At 55.9% G+C, this 20,969-nt stretch carries 17 protein-coding genes and 1 pseudogene; 15 read left to right on the top strand and 3 right to left on the bottom strand.

From position 1 onward, the window contains the following. The 6 genes from QCD69_RS20765 to fliZ form a co-directional block, all read left to right on the top strand. A partial coding sequence (locus QCD69_RS20765) for a flagellin (protein ID WP_301253403.1) occupies positions 1–74 on the top strand: 74 nt, incomplete at its 5' end. Positions 75–155: 81 nt separating this feature from the next. After that, complete coding sequence (locus QCD69_RS20760; protein ID WP_301253401.1) at positions 156–3,794, top strand: glycosyltransferase; 3,639 nt, start codon at positions 156–158, stop codon at positions 3,792–3,794. A gap of 84 nt (positions 3,795–3,878) precedes the next feature. Next, positions 3,879–4,688, top strand: a complete 810-nt coding sequence (locus QCD69_RS20755) for a glycosyltransferase family 2 protein (RefSeq protein WP_301253400.1) — start codon at positions 3,879–3,881, stop codon at positions 4,686–4,688. A gap of 235 nt (positions 4,689–4,923) precedes the next feature. After that, the gene (locus QCD69_RS20750) at positions 4,924–5,892 is read left to right on the top strand and encodes an HNH endonuclease signature motif containing protein (RefSeq protein WP_301253399.1); all 969 of its coding nucleotides are present in this window, start codon (positions 4,924–4,926) and stop codon (positions 5,890–5,892) included. Between the two features lie 143 nt (positions 5,893–6,035). Beyond that, positions 6,036–6,758 (top strand): RNA polymerase sigma factor FliA, encoded by a 723-nt coding sequence (locus tag QCD69_RS20745; RefSeq protein WP_253460517.1) that lies wholly within the window; start codon positions 6,036–6,038, stop codon positions 6,756–6,758. A 42-nt stretch (positions 6,759–6,800) separates the two neighbouring features. Next, positions 6,801–7,304, top strand: coding sequence for a flagella biosynthesis regulatory protein FliZ (fliZ, locus tag QCD69_RS20740; RefSeq protein ID WP_253460520.1), 504 nt, complete (start codon positions 6,801–6,803; stop codon positions 7,302–7,304). Positions 7,305–7,629: 325 nt separating this feature from the next. Here fliZ and QCD69_RS20735 read toward each other — a convergent pair whose 3' ends face one another. Then, positions 7,630–8,034 carry a hypothetical protein gene (locus QCD69_RS20735; RefSeq protein ID WP_301253398.1) on the bottom strand — a complete coding sequence of 135 codons (405 nt, stop codon included), beginning with the start codon at positions 8,032–8,034 and terminating at the stop codon, positions 7,630–7,632. A 272-nt stretch (positions 8,035–8,306) separates the two neighbouring features. Between QCD69_RS20735 and QCD69_RS20730 the strand changes: the two genes are divergently transcribed. Both QCD69_RS20730 and QCD69_RS20725 read left to right on the top strand, forming a co-directional pair. Continuing rightward, positions 8,307–8,585, top strand: coding sequence for a type II toxin-antitoxin system RelE/ParE family toxin (locus QCD69_RS20730; RefSeq protein ID WP_253460523.1), 279 nt, complete (start codon positions 8,307–8,309; stop codon positions 8,583–8,585). Beyond that, positions 8,585–8,872 (top strand): HigA family addiction module antitoxin, encoded by a 288-nt coding sequence (locus QCD69_RS20725; RefSeq protein WP_253460526.1) that lies wholly within the window; start codon positions 8,585–8,587, stop codon positions 8,870–8,872. Before QCD69_RS20730 ends, QCD69_RS20725 begins: the two co-directional genes overlap by 1 nt. 34 nt (positions 8,873–8,906) lie before the next feature. On the opposite strand, the pseudogene QCD69_RS20720 reads toward QCD69_RS20725, so the two are convergent. Further along, positions 8,907–9,166 (bottom strand): annotated as a pseudogene (locus QCD69_RS20720) (ogr/Delta-like zinc finger family protein). A 533-nt stretch (positions 9,167–9,699) separates the two neighbouring features. Here QCD69_RS20720 and QCD69_RS20715 point away from each other — a divergent pair. From QCD69_RS20715 to QCD69_RS20690, 6 genes are all read left to right on the top strand, one after another. Beyond that, positions 9,700–9,921 (top strand): hypothetical protein, encoded by a 222-nt coding sequence (locus tag QCD69_RS20715; protein ID WP_301253397.1) that lies wholly within the window; start codon positions 9,700–9,702, stop codon positions 9,919–9,921. A gap of 208 nt (positions 9,922–10,129) precedes the next feature. Next, positions 10,130–11,116 carry a D-cysteine desulfhydrase gene (locus QCD69_RS20710; RefSeq protein ID WP_253460532.1) on the top strand — a complete coding sequence of 329 codons (987 nt, stop codon included), beginning with the start codon at positions 10,130–10,132 and terminating at the stop codon, positions 11,114–11,116. A gap of 65 nt (positions 11,117–11,181) precedes the next feature. Further along, positions 11,182–11,985, top strand: a complete 804-nt coding sequence (gene tcyJ, locus QCD69_RS20705; protein WP_125290927.1) for a cystine ABC transporter substrate-binding protein — start codon at positions 11,182–11,184, stop codon at positions 11,983–11,985. Further along, positions 11,985–12,653: a cystine ABC transporter permease gene (gene tcyL / locus QCD69_RS20700; protein WP_253460535.1), complete on the top strand. Its 669-nt coding sequence runs from the start codon at positions 11,985–11,987 to the stop codon at positions 12,651–12,653. Before tcyJ ends, tcyL begins: the two co-directional genes overlap by 1 nt. Continuing rightward, the gene (gene tcyN, locus QCD69_RS20695) at positions 12,650–13,402 is read left to right on the top strand and encodes an L-cystine ABC transporter ATP-binding protein TcyN (RefSeq protein WP_253460538.1); all 753 of its coding nucleotides are present in this window, start codon (positions 12,650–12,652) and stop codon (positions 13,400–13,402) included. The genes tcyL and tcyN overlap by 4 nt, the downstream gene beginning before the upstream one ends. Positions 13,403–13,827: 425 nt before the next feature. After that, positions 13,828–14,901, top strand: coding sequence for an acyltransferase family protein (locus QCD69_RS20690; protein ID WP_301253396.1), 1,074 nt, complete (start codon positions 13,828–13,830; stop codon positions 14,899–14,901). Positions 14,902–15,079: 178 nt separating this feature from the next. On the opposite strand, the gene putA is transcribed toward QCD69_RS20690, so the two are convergent. Then, positions 15,080–19,030 carry a trifunctional transcriptional regulator/proline dehydrogenase/L-glutamate gamma-semialdehyde dehydrogenase gene (gene putA / locus QCD69_RS20685; RefSeq protein ID WP_301253395.1) on the bottom strand — a complete coding sequence of 1,317 codons (3,951 nt, stop codon included), beginning with the start codon at positions 19,028–19,030 and terminating at the stop codon, positions 15,080–15,082. 420 nt (positions 19,031–19,450) lie between these two features. Here putA and putP point away from each other — a divergent pair, with 420 nt between their 5' ends. Then, positions 19,451–20,935 (top strand): sodium/proline symporter PutP, encoded by a 1,485-nt coding sequence (gene putP, locus QCD69_RS20680; protein ID WP_301253394.1) that lies wholly within the window; start codon positions 19,451–19,453, stop codon positions 20,933–20,935. The last annotated feature ends 34 nt before the right edge of the window (positions 20,936–20,969 follow it).

Here is a 20,969-nt window from a genome sequence, read left to right as displayed (position 1 = left end):
TTCAGCAGGCTGGTACCTCCGTGCTGTCAAAAGCCAACCAGGTTCCACAGGGCGTTCTGTCTCTGCTGCAGTAATCTCGCACGACACGTTTCGTCGACCCGGCTACGGCCGGGTTTTTTCTGTCTTGCCCACATAAGATGGCGCGGAGAAAAAGTATGAATCGTCTTTTAATTACTATTGATCAACTTAACCGGTTAACTGATACAGAAACGACCCTGATGGATGTGGTCGAGCATTTTCACGCGCAGGGCTGGCAGATTGACCTGGTCACGCGACTGGTGGAAGGCACCTATTTACGGCGGCTGAAGGCGTTGCAGCGAAGCGGCAACGTGCAGTGCTTTATGGAAGATGAGCATCCGCTGGCGGCCCACTACGATTTGATCTGGATTTGCCAGGGCTACATGAGTCTGAAAATGATCTCGGCTCTGCAGAAAGGCGAAATATCTGGCGTTTGCGTTTTTCAGCACTACTACGCCTATGCGGACCAGGACCTGCCCTATGGCGCGGCGCTGGAAAACAAACTGGCGGCCTACAGCCTCGCCGTTTCCGCCATCTCCTATGCGAAACTCGCGCTGAAAGGCATCGATCAACGCAAACTCCATATATTTCCTCTTTCCGTTAGCGACAGCTTCGCTCAGGTACAACCGCAGGCTATGCCGCCGCTGTCGCGCATTTTGCTGATCTCTGAAGAACAAAATGACGCCATTGGCGAGCTGCGGACGCTGCTGGCCGCGAAGGGCATCAGCCTTGACCATATCAACGCCCGACGTCGTGAGGTTGAGCTGACGCCTGAATTCCTTTCCACCTATCAGCTGGTGATGGCACAGACTCGTCCGGTGGTCCAGGCGCTGGCTGCCGGTGTCCCTGTTTATCTTACCGATACGGTTTCCGGCGCGGGCTATGTAAACGGCGAAACGCTGGAAGCGGGGCTGGATTCGCATTTCCTTGCCGATTACGGCAGTGCACCGCATCAAAGCCCTGAAGAGTGGGTACAGGATATCGTTGAGCCTTATGCCGATGCCTGGCAGTGGACGCAGGACTTCCGCGAAGAGGCTTTCCGGCAGTGGTCGCTCAGCGCGCAGATCGAGGCCGTGCTGGCCCGCTTGCCGAAAGCGGACAGGCTGCAGGTTACCGAAGCCGAAGCCGCCAGCCTGACGCTGCACCGCAAGGTGATTGCCGACGACGCCGAAAAATCCCGCGTGCTGGAAAGCTGGCTGAAAACGCGCCAGCCTTCCGAAGCGCGCATCAGCGTGCTGCTCTCCTTTATTAACCAGATGCCGGAAACCGGCAATATCGGCCTGGCGATCCTCGATCCGCACGGCGACAGCGCCGCCGTTGAGAAGACGCTTGCCTCGCTGGAGGCTCAGTATCTACAGCCGGCCCTGGTGGAAAAAGTGCGCGACAGCCAGCAGCTGGCCGGGCTGTTCAGCCAGACGCAGGCCGATTCCTTGCTGCTGGTCACCGCCGGCAGCGAGCTGATGCCGTGGGCGCTGCTGGTCTTTGCCGAGCACCGTCTGCGCCAGCCTGACGCCGCGCTCTGGTACTGCGACAGCGTCACGGGCGAAACCCTGCTGGCCGCCGAAAGCCTGTTTAAACCCGATCTGAATATGGATCTACTGCGCAGCCAGCCCTATATTGGCGAACAGATGCTGATTAACGTCGCGGCCGCGCGTGAGGCGGGCGGTTTCGACGCTGGTTTTACGCGCCTGGGCGGCATCGATCTGGCGTGGAAATTTATCGAAACCCGCGGCGCGCAGTCCATCGGCCATATCGCCGACACGCTGATGCTGGTGCCGGAAACGGCGGAAAGCTGGCTACAGCTGCCGGAAATCGTGGCGGAAAGCGCGGCCGTGACCGCTGCGCATCTGGCGCGCTGCAATCTGCCCGCCGTGGTCGAGCCGGGCCTGCTGCCGGGGCTGCATCGCGTACGTTTTACTCATCAGCAGCAGCCGCTGGTTTCCATTGTCATCCCGACGCGCGATCGCCTGCCGCTGCTGCGCCGCTGCATCGAAAGCCTGATGGAAAAAACGCAGTGGCCACATTATGAACTGCTGATCGTGGACAACAATTCTCAGGACGAGGCGACCTGTGACTATCTGGCGCAGCTTGAGGCGCTGAATATCGCTCAGCTGCGCGTGCTGCGCTGGCCGCAGGCGTTCAGCTTCTCCGCGATCAATAATTTTGCCGCCGAGCAGGCGCGCGGCGATCTGCTGCTGTTTTTAAATAACGATACCGAAATCGTCGAGGGCGAGTGGCTGTCGGCGATGGTCGAACACGCCACGCGTCCCGAAGTGGGCATTGTGGGCGCGCGGCTGGAATACCACGACGGGCGCATCCAGCATGCCGGCATCGTCGCGGGCGTGGGCCTCGGCGTCTCGCCGGTTTACGACGGCGTCAGCGTGGATAACACCGGCTATATGCAGCGCCTGCAATCGATCCTGAACGTGACCGCCGTCAGCGCGGCCTGCATGATGGTGCCGAAAGAGGTCTTTGTCGAGCTGGGCGGCTTCAGCGTCGATGAGTTCCCGGTCTACCTGGGCGACGTGGATTTTGCGCTGAAGGCGCGTGCCAGCGGCTATCTCACCGTATGGACGCCTTATGCGCGTCTGCTGCATATGGGCGGCGCAACCCGCGTGCTGGGCGAAGAAGTCGGCATTGCGTCCCATGTCGGGCCGGAGATGTTCGATACGCTGCGTGAAAAATGGCGCGGCCAGCTCAGCGTGGATGTCAGCTATAACCGTCAGCTCACCAAGGTTGGCGGCAACTTCCAGCTGGGCACGCGTCAGTCGCGCTATCAGCAGCCGCTGCCGGGCCGACCGCTGCCGGTAATGATGGCCTGTCATAAAAACCTGACCGGCTGCGGCAACTATCGCGTGATCAAGCCGTTCAAGGCGCTGGAAGGCAATCTGATACTGGAAGGCGGCCTGACGCACGGCCTGCCTGCGGTGATGGAGGTGGCGGAAATTCAGCCCGATACGCTGCTGCTGGAGCTGGTGACCGACGTCTCCATCCCCGAGCGCGTGAAGCAGTATCGTCAGGTCAGCAACACCAAAATCATTATGGAATACGATGACTACATTCCAAACCTGCCGCTGAAAAGCGTCTTCCGCAAGCAGCTGCCGAAGGATATCGTGCGCCAGCTGCGCCGTTCGGTAGAGCAGGCGGACTGGCTGGTGGTCTCCACCGTGCCGCTGGCCGAAGCCTATGCGCCGTTCCATCACGACATTCGCGTGGCGCAGAACCGCCTGGACGATCAGTGGGCCGCGCTTAACAGCCTGCGTCGTCAGGGGAAAAAGCCGCGCGTCGGCTGGGCGGGCGGCAGCAGCCATACCGGCGACCTGGAAATCCTTCTGCCCTTTATGAAAGAGCTGGAAAACGAGGTCGAGTGGGTCTTTATGGGCATGAAGCCGCAGAACGTGAAGTGCGAATTCCACTACGGCGTGCCGTTCGAGTTTTATCCCGAAAAGCTGGCGACGCTGAACCTGGATCTGGCGCTGGTGCCGCTGGAGATGAACTTCTTTAACGAGTGTAAAAGTAACCTGCGTCTGCTGGAGCTTGGCGCCTGCGGCGTGCCGGTGATCTGTACCGATATTGAGCCTTACCGCTGCGATCTGCCGGTCACCCGCGTAACCAACCGCTACAAAGACTGGATGAACGCCATTCGCGAACATCTGGCCGATATGGACGCGCTGGCGGCCAGGGGCGACGCGCTGCGCGCCGGCGTATTCCGCGACTGGATGCTGCGTGACGAAGGCCTGACGGACTGGCAGAACGCCTGGCTGCCGCGCGGCTAGCTTCAGGTGATTTTTATGGCTGACCGGGAGCGCCTGGTCAGCCCGCTTTAATTAAAAAGTACGGCTTGCAAGGGGGCAGGATGATTGGCGGGAAAAAATTGCGTAGGCATCGTGACCTATAATCGCAAAGCCGGACTGATAAAACTTTATCAGTCGCTGCCTCGCGATATTATCGACGCGTTAGTCGTGGTTAACGACGGCGCTTATTATCCCGAACTCGGCGAGCTGGATTGCCATCTTCACCATAACGAAGTGAATCAGGGCGTTGGCCGCAGCAAAAATATTGCGCTGCGCTATCTTCAGGCTCAGGAAGTCGACCATTTCTTTCTGATCGAAGATGATATTTTCGTTAAGGATCCGTCCGTTTTTGCCCGTTATATCGAATTATCTGCCCGCACCGGCATTCAACATTTTAATTTTAGCCAGCATGGCGATAAAAATGTGCAGCCGGACGGTACGCCGCGACCTTGCTATATTATGGATTACGGCGATTTTGTTATGCCGCTGTATCCGGCCTGCGTGGGCGCATTCTGCTATTACTCCAGAACCTGCCTGGAAAAAGTCGGGCTGATGGATGAAATTTACTATAACGCCGTGGAGCATCTCGACCACACCTATGCCGTTATTAAAGCGGGACTGCATCCGTCCTATCACTATTTCCCGGATTTGGATAATTCAGGCCAGTATCTGGGCGATGAAGGCTGGAGCCCGCAGCAGTCAACGATTTCCGGCAAGCTCTCTTCCCGGGCCATAAGCCTGGTCGCTGCGACGTACTTCCAGGAAAAGCATGGCTGCCTGCCGCCGAAAATTCCTGTGGTATCGACCGAGGCATTGAAAAAAGAGCTGGCTACGCTGAAAAAGCGTTATGCCATTAGCGCCAGCCTGGTTAGCTAACCGTTTTCTGCGTTATTCACTTCTGCTTCTCTGGCACGCTTCGCTTTTCTGGCGAAGCGGGTCTTTTTATCTCGCCTGTTTTTTTTGCCTGAAACTTGCCGTCTGGCCCGTATCCAAAAGCCGCTTATTTTGTTATCACACTCAGGTTTTGCCCTTGCGGCACTGGAGAAAAAATGCGCCAGGCCGATAACTCTTTTTTATAACAATTCATTTTGATCCTCTTGCGGAGTGTGACATGCGCTTCAATTACGACCTGCTGCCTGGCGAACTGTTGCCGTTCGATGAAATTGCCGAACGCTATGGCCAGAAATACCCTGAGGATAAATCGCTAACCCCTCATGGATTACTCAGTCCTTCTACCTCCAGCAAGAACTGGATTATCCGGGCGATTTTCGCCAGCAGGGATATCCACGGCGCGCTGGAGGATGTGCTTTTTATCTCTAACGACAACGAACGTAAAAACTATTTGCAGCGCTTTGAGCACTACCTGCAAAAACAGGAGAGCTTTCTCTATTTTCGTCGCCCGCCCGCACCCGCGCCGTGGAACGTCTGGAAGGTGATGGGCGAGAGCAAGGTGGTGGCGATGCTGGATCCGGCCTCGATTATGGCGCAAAGCCTGATGGCACAGCGTGGTTTTACGCTTAGCCTGCTGCGCACCGATGAGGAAGACGAGTACTGGCAGCTGTACGACAGCCAGACGCGGCCCTGTTTTGAATATGCGAGACAGCTCCAGTTCCTGGTGGTGCTCAGCTCGCCGCTGCTGCCGCCTACGGCAGGCGTAATGCCCGGCACGCAGGTAGGGCGCCGCGTCAAAGCGCGTCTCTGGCAGCGCATCAGCCAGCAGTCTTTCAGCACGGCGGTGCGTGAACGCTACGGCGCCTGTGTGATCACCGGCACCAAAGTGCATGAAAATGCCAGCTACCCGTGGGTAGAGGCCTGCCATATTGTGACGGAAGAGAACGAAAGCGGTTTTCTGAAAGATAATAACGTGGATAACGGGCTTTTTCTGCGCAGCGACCTGCAACGGCTGTTCGCCAGCCATCTGCTGCTGATCGACGGCGAGACAGGCAAAGTCTCTTTCCGGCACAGTCTGCCCGCCGATGAAGAGTTAAGCACTGCTTATCAGGATCTTGCCGGTAAAACCTGTGCATTATGGGAGCAGGTACCCACAGCGACACGGCAGAGACTGCTAAGGTTGCGTTAGCTTTCCGTAAAAAGCGGTGCCCGACGCCGCTTTTTTCCACAAAAATGAAATAACCCGCCTTTTTTACCGCTATTCCTCCAATCAATCCGCACTACAGAAACAGATAATCATGCCGATAACTTAACTAACGCAGGATAGTCATAGTGAACGATCTATATACCGTCGGTGGCGTGATGGATAAAAACTCGCTGTGGCAGCGCTATGTGCCGCTGGTGCGTCATGAGGCGCTGCGCTTACAGGTCAGGTTGCCAGCCAGTGTTGAACTGGACGACCTCCTGCAGGCGGGTGGCATTGGGCTGCTGAATGCCGTCGAACGTTACGATGCGCTGCAGGGCACGGCATTTACTACCTATGCCGTACAGCGCATACGTGGCGCGATGCTGGATGAATTACGTAGCCGTGACTGGGCGCCTCGCAGCGTGCGTCGTAACGCGCGCGAAGTCGCCACCGCCATGCATCGCGTCGAACAAAGTCTTGGAAGGCCGGCCAGCGAGCAGGAAGTCGCGGCACAGCTGGACGTGTCATTAGAAGAGTACCGGCAGATCCTGCTGGATACCAATAATAGCCAGCTGTTCTCTTACGACGAATATCGTGAGGAACATGGCGACAGCGCGGAGCTGGTGACGGAAGGCCACGAAGAGGCTAACCCGCTACACCAGTTAATGGAAGGGAATCTGCGCGAACGCGTCATTGAAGCGATCGAGGCGCTGCCCGAACGCGAAAAAATGGTGCTGACGCTTTATTACCAGGAAGAGCTGAATCTGAAAGAGATTGGCGCAGTGCTGGAGGTCGGGGAATCCCGTGTCAGCCAGCTGCACAGTCAGGCGATAAAACGCCTGCGCGCCCGGTTAACGGGAGCGCGCTGACGGAGTCAGTTTTGCACTCTCAACACCAACCGGGGACTCCAAATGGGATCCAAAATTAAAATGAGGCCGCTGAGCCGCTATTTGAAAGATTTTAAGCACAGCCAGACCAACTGTTCACACTGTAGTAAAGTTCTCGACCGTATGGCGTTGGTTTTCCGCGGGCAGATCATCAATAAAGAGGCGATCGCCCGCATGGACCAGCCGATTGACGACCAGGTCTGGTCAAAGCTCCAGCTTGAGCTGACCGCGCTGTGTCGTTTTTGCAGTGATATTTACTGCAATACGAATCCTACCTATTTTGACATCATGGCGTTTAAACAGTATCTGTTTGAGCAGACCGAGATGAGCCACAGCACGATCCGCGAATATGTTGTTCGCCTGCGTCGCCTTGACGGGATGCTGTCGGCCCGTAATTTTCCGGCGGAAAGACTGGCCGGCAACAGCTGGCACGAATGTCTGGAAAACGATCTTCCCGATGCGGGCAACAATAATTACCGCATCGCCCTGCGCAAATACGATCAGTTTTTAGGCTGGCAGCGCAATTAGATTGGGACGACAGCCTCTTTTACGTTACCTTTTAGCTATGTTTTGTAAAACTGTAATAACTTTTCCTGCGTTGTTAAGGGATTGGTTAAGTAAAGGCTTACAAGATAAACTTATAAAAAATATACCTCTGAAAAAGTTACAGCGGTTTGTAACGGTTTCTGACATGTCTGAATGTGGGCATGACGTGGACATCAGGGCAGCGCAATATCGCTGCCCTGAATTTACAGTATCAGCAGTCCTGAACTGTTAATCTGCCAGCCAACGGCCCCAGCGCGATGGTATTTTCCCGATCTCAAAGCTATATGCGCATAACTCATCGTCAGCGCTATGCTTGCGAGCCCACACATTTGCTGTAAAACATGATATTTCCCTCGTTCATCATGACGTGACCAGTAAATATATGCCGCAATATGTGGAGTGATTGGCCTGGCGGGATATCGGGTTTAATTTGTTTGCGCACCCCACAGAATTTTCTGCAATCGACATTAAACAAGCTGGTGCTGGCTGTCGACATCATGTTGTGTTCTGGCTCTGCCGAAATCGGAACCGCACGCCGTTTACCGTTTTTGGTTTTCAAATACATGACGCGACAGTTAACAATCTGCGACCGTTTTAAAGTGACAACTTCTGTCCGGCGCCCGACTGCACTGAGTGCTACCAGAGCCACCAGGCGCGCATCACCGGCCAGCGTATTGAACAGGGCGGCGATTTCATCTTTGCTAAATGACATCTCCTGGATCAGTACAGGCAGTGAGCCAGATCCTCTAATCGGATCCTCACCCGAGCATTCGCTAATCTCCGCCAGCCGTGTGAACATGCCTGGCAGTGGGTAGATCTCACGATTATTCGCGCCGGGCTAAACAACTGTGAACCAATGCCTGATGCAACATCAGTTGAACATCAGTTGAACATCTGAAAATTGCTCCCTAAAAGCAATGCGTGTTGCGCACCGCGCATCGGCGGTGTTATTATGCGCATAACGCAACACAGGGAGTGATTAACGTGATCAGGAGTTTTAAGCATAAGGGGCTGAAGAAATTTTTTGAAACTGGCTCAACGGCTGGGATTGATTCACGCAACGCTGACAAAATCGCGTTTCGCTTGTCTGCACTGGATAACGCTAAAATCATTGATGACGTTGATATTGCCGGTTTTAACCTGCATCCTCTGCGAGGGGATCGGGCGGGGATCTGGTCTGTGACGGTAACAGGCAACTGGCGAATAACCTTTGAATTTACAGACGGTGATGTATTTATCATTAATATGGAGGACTACCACTGATGGGCAGAATGTTTAATCCCCCTCATCCTGGGGGGCTAATCCGCGAGTCTATGGAATCGCTCGGGCTGAGCGCACGTCAGCTTGCATCGGCGCTGCACGTTGCACCCTCAACGGTTCAGCGGTTAATTGTGAGTAAGTCTGACATATCTCCTGAGATGGCGCTAAGACTTGCAGCCGTCCTGGGTGGTTCTGCTGACGTGTGGTTGGCAATGCAGCGCGATCACGATTTATGGCGTGCACGGCAGCGTATCGATCTGTCAGTGCTGCACAGATTGCAGCCTGCATAAGCGCATAAAAAACCCCGCGTTTGCGGGGTGTCCGCTATCTGGCTTGTAACAGATCTAACGCCATCTGCCGTTCTTCCGGCGTAATCAGCCCAATCAGTTTTTTTTCAGCAGGTCGTTACCGGCGCGCGCTGGGCTGAGCGTATGCGAAAACGACTGATTCGTCACGAAAGTGTGGTCGCATTCCACGTCAGAGCACTGGCAATAAATATCTGACGGTTCGGGATGCTTGCGGTTAGTCTTCCGTATGATTGCTTTGGCATTGCATTGCGGGAAAATAATTTTTAGTACGCGCATAGCCATACTCATTCATCAACCAACGCACTGACAACTCGCGCCCAAGGGCTACTGTACCGATCGCAAAGTGAAAACTTGAAGCCAGTTTCACTTTTTTCCAGAAAATATTGGGTAAGTATCGTATAAAATGCAACATACGGAAAAGAATACAGTTATTGCTGTTTTTCGCAATTTGAATGAAATTTCAAGAGGGAGAATATGCAGGGGCGATTAGTTTTTTAAATTAAAACTATACGTTAAAAAAATTATTATTCTTTAAGGAGCTGAAATACCTTACGGATAGAAATAGCTATCCCTGTTAGTTATTCTTGACACGGTTTATTGGACGAAAGGGAAAATGTATGGATGCAAAATCTATTGCCCGTGGGGTAGTTGAGGGTATCTCGTCAGTACCTTCTGGGATGTATGACGGCGTAATCAGAACCTGGCATCTGATGAAAATCTTGATATGGTTTATTTTTTGGTCGAGCCAGCGCTTGAACCTTATCTGAAATATATCAACAGTAGCCCAATGATTTGTAAGGCGGTTCAGCATGAACTCTGCAAAATCCTCGCTAAGTAAATTGGGCAAAATTGCCAGCTGGGGCGCTTCTCATTTTCTTGAGGCCATGATTACCGGACTTTGCTCAATAGCTGCTTTTTTGTCGTTGTTTCTGCTGGAGGGTGGTGTAATGAAAACAGTTGGCTTTGTCGGCTTCTTTGTTTTGGGATACCTGCTTTCACTTGGACTCGGACTGCTGAGAGGAGAGCGTTAGCGCTTTGCTTTCACCTGGACCTGGACTGTTGAGAGGAGAGCGTTAGCGCTTTGCGATCCCTGATAGCTTATAATATACAAGCCCGCCTGGAAGCGGGTTTTTTTTATATAGTCAGTGTGTGGTATTGGCTTAAAACCATTTTTTTTTCAATATGTTATCCTTGCCTTCGCAACAGTAAGGATGACTTTTTGCTGCTGTGGAGGCTACGTTGTCCTTACATCTTTTACACTCATTTCCCCGGCTGGAACTGCTTGGCGCGCCGACGCCGCTTGAGCATCTGCCTCGTCTTTCCGACTATCTGGGGCGCGATATTTTTATCAAACGCGACGACTTCACGCCCGTAGCCCTGGGCGGCAACAAACTGCGCAAGCTTGAGTTCCTGGCGGCGGATGCGCTGCGCCAGGGCGCGGACGTGCTGCTGACCGCCGGCGCTATCCAGTCTAACCATGTCCGTCAAACCGCCGCCGTGGCCGCAAAGCTGGGCCTGAAGTGCGTGGCGCTGCTGGAAAATCCGGGCATTACCCATCTTGAAAATTACGCCACTAACGGCAATCGCCTGCTGCTGGATCTGATGGATGTGGAAGTGGTGATGGTCGATGCGCTGCACGATCCCGCCGCGCAGCTGGCTGAACAATGCACGCGGCTGGAAGCGCAGGGCTTTCGGCCTTATGTAGTGCCGGTTGGCGGCTCCAACGCGCTGGGCGCGCTGGGATACGTAGAATGTGCTCAGGAAATTGCTCATCAGAGCGAAGGCGTGGTAGATTTTGCCGCTGTCGTTGTTGCCTCCGGCAGTGCCGGAACCCATGCCGGTCTCGCCGTAGGACTGGAGCAGCTGCTGCCGGACACCGAGCTGGTTGGCGTAACCGTTTCGCGCAGCGTTGCTGAACAGCAGCCTAAAGTGGTCGCTATTCAACAGGCGCTCGCCGCGCAGCTTGAGCTAACAGCGCAGGCGCCCGTGACGCTCTGGGACGACTATTTCGCGCCGGGCTACGGGATGCCGAGCGAAGAGGGCACGGAAGCGATCAAACTGTTGGCCAGGCTTGAAGGGATATTTCTGGACCCGGTCTATACTGGCAAGGTAATGGCCGGATTGATTGACGGCATCGCACAAAAGCGTTTTCGCCGCGAAGGCCCGCTACTGTTCGTTCACACGGGTGGTTCGCCGGCGCTGTTTGCTTATCATCCTCTGCGGTGATCCGCGGGCCTTCGGAAAGAAAGCTGACTACACACTATTAATCTGCATCTCAACATGGAGCGCTTATGAATTTTTCTCTGGTTCGTCGCCAACTGGTAACGGGAATGATGTCGCTGGCGCTGGTGGCTGGCGTTGCCACCAAGGCTACTGCTGCCCCGGAAAACCTGCTGAATAAAGTAAAAGAACGCGGCACGCTGCTGGTGGGCCTGGAAGGAACCTATCCGCCATTCAGCTTCCAGGACGAAAACGGCAAACTGGCCGGTTTTGAGGTCGATTTCGCCAACGCCCTGGCACAGCATCTGGGCGTCAAGGCCAGCCTGAAACCGACCAAGTGGGACGGCATGTTGGCCTCGCTGGACTCAAAGCGCATCGATGTGGTGATCAACCAGGTCACCATCTCCGACGAGCGCAAAAAGAAGTATGACTTCTCTACGCCTTATACCGTTTCCGGTATCCAGGCGCTGACCAAAGCCGATAAGGCCGACAGCATCACTAAGCCTGCCGATCTCAGCGGCAAAAAAGTGGGGCTGGGACTGGGCACCAACTACGAGCAGTGGCTGCGTGAAAACGTGAAGAACGTCGATATCCGTACTTATGACGACGATCCAACTAAATATCAGGATCTGCGCGTTGGCCGAATTGATGCGATTCTGGTTGACCGTCTGGCCGCGCTGGACCTGGTGAAGAAAACCGGTAAAACGCTGGCGGTAGCCGGCCCGGCCTTCTCTCGTCAGGAAGCGGGCGTGGCGCTGCGCAAAGACAACCCGGAAATGCTGGCGGCGGTCGATAAAGCCATTGCGGACATGCAGAAAGACGGTTCGCTGGCTAAGATTTCCGACAAATGGTTTGGCGTGGACGTAACTAAATAATGCAGGAAAGTTTACAACTGGTGCTGGATTCAGCACCATTTTTACTGAAAGGCGCGCTTTTCACCCTCCAGCTCAGCATCGGCGGCATGTTCTTCGGGCTGCTGCTGGGCTTCGTGCTGGCGATGATGCGTCTTTCCCACTTCTGGCCCATAGCCTGGCTGTCGCGTTTCTACGTGTCGATATTTCGCGGCACGCCGCTGATCGCCCAGCTGTTTATGATCTACTACGGCCTGCCGCAGTTCGGCATTGAGCTGGATCCCATCCCTTCCGCCATGATTGGCCTGTCGCTGAATACGGCGGCCTACGCTTCCGAATCGCTGCGCGGTGCTATCGCCGCCATCGAGCGCGGCCAGTGGGAAGCGGCGGCCAGTATCGGCATGACGCGCTGGCAGACGCTGCGCCGGGTTATTCTGCCGCAGGCCGCCCGTACCGCGCTGCCGCCGTTAGGCAACAGCTTTATCAGCCTCGTGAAAGATACCTCGCTGGCCGCCACCATTCAGGTGCCGGAGCTGTTCCGCCAGGCGCAGCTGATCACCTCGCGCACGCTGGAAGTTTTTACCATGTATCTGGCGGCTTCGCTGATTTACTGGGTGATGGCGACTTTACTCTCCATGCTGCAAAGCAGGCTGGAAAACCACGTTAACCGCCAGGATCGGGAGGCAAAATGAGCGCCATTGAAGTCAGCGGGCTGGTGAAGAAATTTAACGGCCACACGGTGCTGCACGATATCGATCTGGAGGTCGCTTCGGGCGAAGTGGTGGCGATAATCGGCCCAAGCGGCTCGGGCAAAACCACGCTGCTGCGCAGCATCAATCTGCTGGAAACCCCGGACAGCGGCACCATTAAAGTGGGCAATATCCGTATTGATGCCGCCGCCGGCATGAACCGTCAGAAAGAGCAGGTACGCCGTCTGCGCCAGCAGGTAGGCTTTGTTTTCCAGAACTTTAATCTGTTTCCCCATCGTTCGGTGCTGGAAAACATCATTGAAGGGCCAACCATCGTGAAAGGCGAACCAAAAGCCGAAGCGGTGGCGCGTGCGCGTCAGCTGCTGGAGAAGGTTGGGCTGGCGGGCAGGGAAGAGAGCTATCCGCGTCGGCTTTCCGGCGGCCAGCAGCAGCGCGTGGCTATCGCCCGTGCGCTGGCGATGCGCCCGGAGGTGATCCTGTTCGATGAGCCGACCTCCGCGCTGGATCCCGAGCTGGTAGGCGAAGTGCTCAATACCATCAGGGCGCTGGCGCAGGAGAAGCGCACTATGGTTATCGTCACGCATGAGATGAGCTTTGCACGTGACGTTGCCGATCGCGCCATCTTTATGGATCAGGGTCGCATCGTGGAGCAGGGCAGCGCAAAAGCACTGTTCAGCCATCCCGAACACCCGCGCACCCGTCAGTTCCTGGAAAAGTTTCTTTCGCAATAACCCTGTAAAATTGCCGGTTAATTCCGGCAATTTTCAGCGCGCCAGCTGAATAAGCTTTTTCTTAAATATCTTTCATGCCGCTTCGTTATAAAATAGCCGTTCTTCCTGCGTAAACAGCTCTCCCGCCTGTGCTTTCCCTTACCCGCCTTCGTTTTGGAGAAGTTCCTTAAGACGTCAGTCTCTTAAAAGAGGAATAATTTATTAACTTATTGCAAATTTCCAGGGTAAGGTAAATTCGCTTCGCGAGAAGAGGAATGTTCTGAATATGCATGATGCCGGGCATGACTAAGTATTCAGGGCCAGCAGCAGCCACATTGTATATATTTGTCAGCGTACGGTCAGGGCCAGATAATATTAAATATCTCGGCTACGGGGAGGTATCGCTACCTCATGTTATCCCAGTTTATGACGGTCGGAGTAATATAATGAATACGACTCAAAAGCAGGATATTGCCTGGATAAACAGTTTAAAAGGCCTCTGCATTTTACTCGTGGTTTTATATCATGTTGTCCTGCCAGGCTATGCCGAAATGATTGGCCATCTGGTTGCTGGCTTTATGCCTGCTAAATTATGGCTGGCCTTTAATAATTATCTTTCGCCGCTGAGGATGCCCGCCTTTTTCTTTGTCTCTGGCCTGCTGGCGACCAACGGCATTATTAACCGTCCATGGAAGCAGGTTTTTACCAGTCGCGTTACCAATCTTTTCTATCTCTATTTCCTTTGGGGCGTGATCCAATGGCTGATGATCCGGGGCGTCTCCAATGAGGTGATGGGCGAACAGCTCTCCAAAAACACCAACGCGGCCTGGACGGCCACGCCGGTGGAGTCGGTTAAATTAATGCTGCTGGCGATGAGCTCCTCCTGGTATCTTTATGCGCTTGGCCTGTTTTTTGTGTTCGCCAAACTGTTCCGCGAGCAGCGGCTTGCGATGATGACCATTGCGGTTTTGCTGAATTACGCCGCCGTCATGAAAATCATCCCAGGCTGGGGACCGGAAAGCGTCGCGCAGTATCTGATCTTCTTCCTGCTGGGTACCTTTTACAGCAGCACTTTGCTGCGCTGGAGCGAATGGCGTCGCAGCAATCTGGTTCCCTGGGCCGCGCTGATAGCGCTGTCGCTGATCCACGCTAAGCTCGGTATTCCCCATAGCCTGTTCCTGTGTGCGCTCGCTGTTTTAATCTCCGTCGCCGCCTGCCGGACGCTGAATCGCTACTTTACGCTGGGCTGGCTAAACTGGCTGGGCAGAAACACGCTGCAAATTTACGTGCTGCACCGCATCTTTATCGAATTCTTTGGCATGTCCGCCATTTTGTTCGCGGAACATCATCAGCTGTTCGCTAACAAAGCGTTCTCCATGCTGTGGGCGACAGCTTTCCCGGTGGTAATGGTGGCGCTGTGCGCGGGCTGTTCGGTAGGCGTGTGGACGTTGCTTAATCGGGGCATCGGCAAAAATCTGTTTATCTATCCACGGCTGCTGCGCGTCAAAGTTGATGCCTGACAGAAAACACCAGGCGTAAGAAGGCCGCTTATTAGCGGCCTTTTTCTTATGACTTTAAACGCATCAGGTGGCTACTTTTTCCGGTCAGCCGCGCGGCTAAACCAAAAAAGGGGCGAACTGCTTCGCCCCTTGTACGGAATCCGCTGCTTTAAGCCTGTCGGGCAGGCCGACGGGCGCGTTAGCCGATGGTCATCAGGCTGGCGTTGCCGCCTGCCGCTGCGGTATTGACGCTCAGCGAGCGCTCAATCAGCAGGCGTTCCAGCAGCAGATTGGTTTCGCCGCGGGCAAAGCCCTGGACGGAAACAATCGCGCCTTCACGAGCGGCCACCGTTTCGCAAACTGTTCTGAGCTGATCGGCATCGCCGTGGTAAATCACCGCCTCAAACTCGTTATGCTGCGCCAGCGGTTCGACCGCAAAGTCGATACGGCTCTGCACGGCTGTGGGCAGTTTCTTCGCCAGCGCGCGATGCAGTTCATCGTCCTGCCACAGCGCGCGGCTGCCCACGGCGGTGACCGCCGCCAGCTGCACCAGCGCATCCTGCTCGTTATCCGCCAGGCAGACCACGCGCTCGCGCGGCAGCAGGGTAAAGGTGTTGCGTTCGCCCGTCGGGCCGGGCAGCAGGCGAACGGTGCCGCTCTGGCCCAGCTCGGCAAACTGTTTGCAGACCGCAGCCAGCTCCGGCTTGTCTTTCGCCCACTCCGTCAGCGCCTGATGAGTGGTCAGCAGCACCGGACGCAGCGCCGCATCAACCGGACGCTCGACGTCCTGGCGATCCAGCGTAACCTTCAGCGCGCCATCCGGGCGATGCGAGAGCAGACGATAGAGATAGAGCGGGCCGCCCGCTTTCGGGCCGGTGCCGGACAGGCCTTCGCCACCGAACGGCTGGACGCCTACGACGGCCCCAACCATATTGCGGTTGACGTACAGGTTGCCGACTTTGGCGCGGCTGGTGACCTGATTGATGGTTTCATCAATACGGGTATGCACGCCCAGCGTCAGGCCGTAGCCGGAAGCGTTGATCTGCTCAATAATTTTCGGCAGCGTGCTGCGGTTGTAGCGCACCACGTGCAGCACCGGCCCGAAAATTTCCTTATCCAGATCGGCGACGTTTTCCAGCTCAATCAGCGTTGGCGGAATAAAGGTGCCGGTCTGCCACTCTTTGCTGTCGTGCTTATCGTTAAACGCCGCCTGATACACTTTCATGCCTTTGCTGCGCATCGCCTGAATATGGCGTTCGATATTTTCTTTCGCTTCGCTGTCGATCACCGGCCCGATATCGGTAGACAGGCGCTCCGGGTTGCCCATACGGCATTCGGCCATCGCGCCGCGCAGCATTTGCAGCGTGTGGTCGGCAACATCATCCTGAATACAGAGCAGACGCAGGGCAGAGCAGCGTTGACCGGCGCTGTCAAAGGCGGAAGCCACGATATCGACCACTACCTGTTCCGTCAGCGCGGAGGAGTCCACGATCATGGTGTTCATACCGCCGGTTTCCGCAATCAGCGGCGTCGGTCTGCCTTGCGGATCCAGACGACCGGCCAGATTACGTTGCAGTAGCGTTGCTACGGCAGTCGACCCGGTAAACATCACGCCGCGTACGCGGTCGTCGCCGGTCAGCTGAGCGCCGACGGTTTCACCCAGGCCCGGCAGCAGCTGTAGGGCACCAACCGGCACGCCCGCTTCATGCAGAATAGCGACGGCGGCAGCGGCCACCAGCGGCGTCTGCTCGGCAGGCTTGGCCAGCACGCTGTTGCCTGCTGCCAGCGCTGCGGCAATTTGACCGGTGAAGATTGCCAGCGGGAAGTTCCACGGGCTGATGCAAACCACCGGGCCAAGCGGACGGTGCGTTTCGTTATCGAAATCGTCGCGAACCTGGCCTGCATAGTAGTGCAGGAAGTCGACCGCTTCGCGTACCTCGGCGATAGCGTTGTTAAAGGTCTTTCCGGCCTCACGCACCAGGATCCCCAACAGGCGCTGTAGCTGAGCTTCCATCAGCTCGGCGGCACGGGTCAGGATCTCCGCACGGGCGGCAGGCGGCGTGGCGAACCAAATCGGGCCGGCATTGACGGCGGCGTCCAGCGCGGTCGAAACATCTTTCCCGGTAGCGTGGCGCACATAGCCCACGATATCGGCAGGCTCCGCCGGATTGAGCACCGGCAGCTGTTCGCTGGCTTCCGTTTCGCCATCGATAACCGGCGCGGCGTACCACGGCTGGATAGCGCTGTTCAGCAGGGCGCTGGAGAGCGAAGCCAGGCGGTGTTCGTTAGCCAGATCCAGACCGGCGGAGTTCTGACGCGTTGCGCCATAGAGATCGCGCGGCAGCGGGATCTTCGGATGCGGCAGACCAATCGCCCCTTCGGTGCGGGCCAGTTTTTCCACTTCATCGACCGGATCGGCGACCAGATCTTCAATCTGGAGCGTGTTATCGGCAATGCGGTTCACAAACGACGTGTTGGCACCGTTTTCCAGCAGGCGGCGCACCAGGTAGGCCAGCAGCGTTTCGTGCGTGCCGACCGGTGCATAGATCCGGCACGGGCGGTTAAGCTTGCCATCCGCCACTTTGCCGACCACCTGCTCGTACAGCGGTTCGCCCATGCCGTGCAGGCACTGGAACTCGTACTGACCAGGGTAGTAGTTATTGCCCGCCATCTGATAGATAACCGCCAGCGTATGCGCATTGTGCGTCGCGAACTGCGGATAGATCAGGTTCGGAACGGCCAGCAGTTTACGGGCGCAGGCCAGATAAGAGATGTCGGTGTAAACCTTACGGGTGAACACCGGATAGCCTTCCAGGCCGTCCATTTGGGCGCGCTTGATCTCGCTGTCCCAGTAGGCGCCTTTCACCAGGCGGATCATCAGGCGGCGACGGCTGCGCTGGGCCATGTCGATCAGCGCGTCGATCACAAACGGACAGCGCTTCTGATAGGCCTGGATAACAAAGCCGATGCCGTTCCAGCCTTCCAGCTCCGGCTCAAAGCAGAGTTTTTCCAGCAGATCCAGCGACAGCTCCAGGCGATCCGCTTCTTCCGCATCGATGTTGATGCCAATGTCGTAAGAGCGTGCCAGCAGCGTCAGCGATTTTAAAATGGGGTAAAGTTCGTTCATCACGCGCTCGTACTGCGCGCGACTATAGCGCGGATGCAGCGCGGAAAGCTTGATGGAGATGCCCGGCCCTTCATAGATGCCGCGACCGTTGGAGGCTTTACCGATAGCGTGGATCGCCTGCTGATAGGAAACCAGATAGGCTTCAGCGTCTTTCGCCGTCAGCGCGGCCTCGCCCAGCATATCGTAAGAGTAGCGGAAGCCTTTCTCTTCCAGCTTGCGGGCGTTCGCCAGCGCTTCCGCGATGGTTTCGCCAGTGACAAACTGCTCGCCCATCAGGCGCATCGCCATATCCACGCCTTTGCGGATCAGCGGCTCGCCGCTTTTACCGATGATGCGGTTCAGCGAGCGCGACAAATTCGCCTCGTTGTGCGTGGCGACCAGGCGGCCGGTAAACAGCAGGCCCCAGGTGGCGGCGTTAACAAACATCGAAGGGCTGCGGCCCAGATGCGACTGCCAGTTGCCGTTGCTGATTTTATCGCGGATCAGCGCGTCACGGGTTGGCTTATCTGGAATACGCAGCAGCGCTTCCGCCAGGCACATCAGCGCAACGCCTTCCTGTGAAGAAAGTGAAAACTCCTGAAGCAGCGATTGCACCATACCGGCGCGGCCGCCTGCCCCTTTTTGGTGCCTGAGCGCCGAAGCCAGCTTGTGGGCAAGACGTTGGGTTTGCTGCGCCAGCGGCTGCGGCAGACGTGCCTGTTCAAGGAGCATCGGCACTGCTTCCGTCTCCGGGCGACGCCACGCGGCGGTAATGGCGGAGCGGGTTACCGATTGCGGCAGAATATGTTCGGCAAACTCCAGAAAAGGCTGATGCAGCTCCTCGACCGGCGCGTCTTCGCTCTCCTGAGCCGTAGCCTGCAAGGGGAATTCCGGCAGGGCGTCGCCTCTCTCCAGCTGTTCCAGATAGTTAAAAATAGCCTGTTTGATCAGCCAGTGAGGTGTGCGATCGATCTGGCCCGCAGCCTGACGAATGCGGTCACGCGTGGCCTCGTCCAGCTTAACGCCCATAGTGGTTGTGCCCATGCCTTAAAACTCCTTGCAAATAGTCAAAACAGATCTGGCAAGCAATATCACTTAAGTTGCAACTTTGTGCAACCTTGTTAAATGTGAGGCTGATTGCAGAGTGTAAAAACGCTTTTTTAAAAAGCGGCATGGATATTGCTGCAAAAATCCGGCCAGCTTTACAGATTGCAGTAAAACTGGGTTCTGAAAAGGTTTTTTGAGAGGTGTAACCGGTGACACTGTGATCCAGTGCAACCTGTCGAATCTTCTTTCCAGATGCAAGGTGAAATTAATGTAACGATTGTGTTAAACCATTGGCGAGTATTGTGCCCGTCAGTGCTTTGCGGCAGGATACCCCGCCCTGGGTGGTTAAAAGTGGCGCCGCAACGTTCCGGCGGCGGGGCAGGGTTGCGCATTAACAATAATAAGTGGAGAACCTGAATGACAGTAAGCACACCTATGATGGTGACCTTTTGCGTTTACATTCTTGGCATGGTGTTTATCGGCTTTTTGGCCTGGCGCTCAACCAAAAATTTTGATGACTATATCCTGGGAGGACGCAGTCTGGGCAGCGTGGTCACCGCGCTTTCCGCCGGTGCATCTGATATGAGCGGCTGGCTGCTGATGGGCCTGCCGGGCGCCATTTTCATCTCCGGCATCTCCGAAAGCTGGATTGCTATCGGCCTGACGCTGGGCGCTTACCTAAACTGGAAAATCGTCGCCGGGCGCCTGCGCGTGCAGACTGAACACCATGATAATGCGCTGACGCTGCCCGATTTTTTCGCCAGCCGTTTTGAAGACAGAAGCAAAATCCTGCGCGTTATCTCTGCGGTCGTCATCCTGGTTTTCTTCACTATCTATTGCGCTTCCGGCATCGTAGCCGGCGCCCGCCTGTTTGAAAGCACCTTCGGCATGAGCTACGAAACGGCGCTGTGGGCTGGCGCAGCCGCCACTATTATCTATACCTTTGTCGGCGGTTTTCTGGCCGTAAGCTGGACCGATACCGTGCAGGCGAGCCTGATGATCTTCGCTCTGATCCTGACGCCGGTGATGGTTATTATTGCAGTAGGCGGCCTGAGCGATTCCCTGGCGGTTATCCAGGCGAAGAGCATTGAAAATATGGATATGCTGAAAAACCTGAACTTTGTCGCGGTGATCTCGCTGCTCGGCTGGGGACTGGGCTACTTTGGTCAGCCGCATATCCTGGCGCGTTTTATGGCGGCGGATTCGCACCACTCTATCCGCAGCGCGCGCCGTATCGGCATGACGTGGATGATCCTGTGCCTGGGCGGTGCGGTAGCGGTCGGCTTCTTTGGTATCGCCTACTTCCAGAACCATCCCGAGCAGGCAACAGGCGTCACCGACAACAGCGAACGTATTTTTATCGAGCTGGCTCGTATTCTGTTTAATCCGTGGATCGCCGGTATCCTGCTTTCTGCTATCCTGGCGGCGGTGATGTCGACGCTGAGCTGCCAGCTGCTGGTTTGCTCCAGCGCGCTGACGGAAGATCTCTATAAAAACTTCCTGCGTAAAGGTGCCAGCCAGCGTGAGCTGGTATGGGTAGGGCGTCTGATGGTGTTGCTGGTGGCGGTCGTGGCTATCGCGCTGGCCTCCAATCCGAACAACCGCGTACTGGGGCTGGTAAGCTACGCCTGGGCCGGCTTTGGTGCGGCGTTCGGGCCTGTAGTGATCTTCTCGCTGGTATGGAAGCGCATGACCCGTAACGGCGCGCTGGCCGGGATTATCGTAGGCGCGGCTACCGTGCTGATCTGGAAACAGTACGCCTGGCTGGATCTGTATGAAATTATTCCGGGCTTCCTGTTTGCCAGCATCGCCATCGTGCTGTTCAGCCTGGTGGGCAGCAAGCCTTCCACTGCGGCCGTAAAACGATTTGAGGCAGCCGAAGCCGAGTTCCATTCGCGTTAATCACGCTGATAACTACGACAGGCTCGCTTCGGCG

Origin of the sequence: Erwinia sp. PsM31, from assembly GCF_030433775.1 — a bacterium.
In the GTDB taxonomy this organism is placed as follows: domain Bacteria; phylum Pseudomonadota; class Gammaproteobacteria; order Enterobacterales; family Enterobacteriaceae; genus Erwinia; species Erwinia aeris.
Note: the sequence above shows the minus strand (reverse complement) of the source record. Positions and strands in the feature narration are given on the sequence as shown.

Excerpts from the sequence above, each read along its gene's own strand:
- QCD69_RS20690 (WP_301253396.1), top strand. The coding sequence starts at position 13,828 with ATGAATACGACTCAAAAGCAGGATATTGCCTGGATAAACAGTTTAAAA.
- QCD69_RS20715 (WP_301253397.1), top strand. The coding sequence starts at position 9,700 with ATGAACTCTGCAAAATCCTCGCTAAGTAAATTGGGCAAAATTGCCAGC.
- tcyL (WP_253460535.1), top strand. The coding sequence starts at position 11,985 with ATGCAGGAAAGTTTACAACTGGTGCTGGATTCAGCACCATTTTTACTG.
- QCD69_RS20725 (WP_253460526.1), top strand. The coding sequence starts at position 8,585 with ATGGGCAGAATGTTTAATCCCCCTCATCCTGGGGGGCTAATCCGCGAG.
- QCD69_RS20760 (WP_301253401.1), top strand. The coding sequence starts at position 156 with ATGAATCGTCTTTTAATTACTATTGATCAACTTAACCGGTTAACTGAT.
- tcyN (WP_253460538.1), top strand. The coding sequence starts at position 12,650 with ATGAGCGCCATTGAAGTCAGCGGGCTGGTGAAGAAATTTAACGGCCAC.
- tcyJ (WP_125290927.1), top strand. The coding sequence starts at position 11,182 with ATGAATTTTTCTCTGGTTCGTCGCCAACTGGTAACGGGAATGATGTCG.
- QCD69_RS20735 (WP_301253398.1), bottom strand. The coding sequence starts at position 8,034 with ATGTCATTTAGCAAAGATGAAATCGCCGCCCTGTTCAATACGCTGGCC.
- putP (WP_301253394.1), top strand. The coding sequence starts at position 19,451 with ATGACAGTAAGCACACCTATGATGGTGACCTTTTGCGTTTACATTCTT.
- fliZ (WP_253460520.1), top strand. The coding sequence starts at position 6,801 with ATGGGATCCAAAATTAAAATGAGGCCGCTGAGCCGCTATTTGAAAGAT.
- putA (WP_301253395.1), bottom strand. The coding sequence starts at position 19,030 with ATGGGCACAACCACTATGGGCGTTAAGCTGGACGAGGCCACGCGTGAC.
- QCD69_RS20750 (WP_301253399.1), top strand. The coding sequence starts at position 4,924 with ATGCGCTTCAATTACGACCTGCTGCCTGGCGAACTGTTGCCGTTCGAT.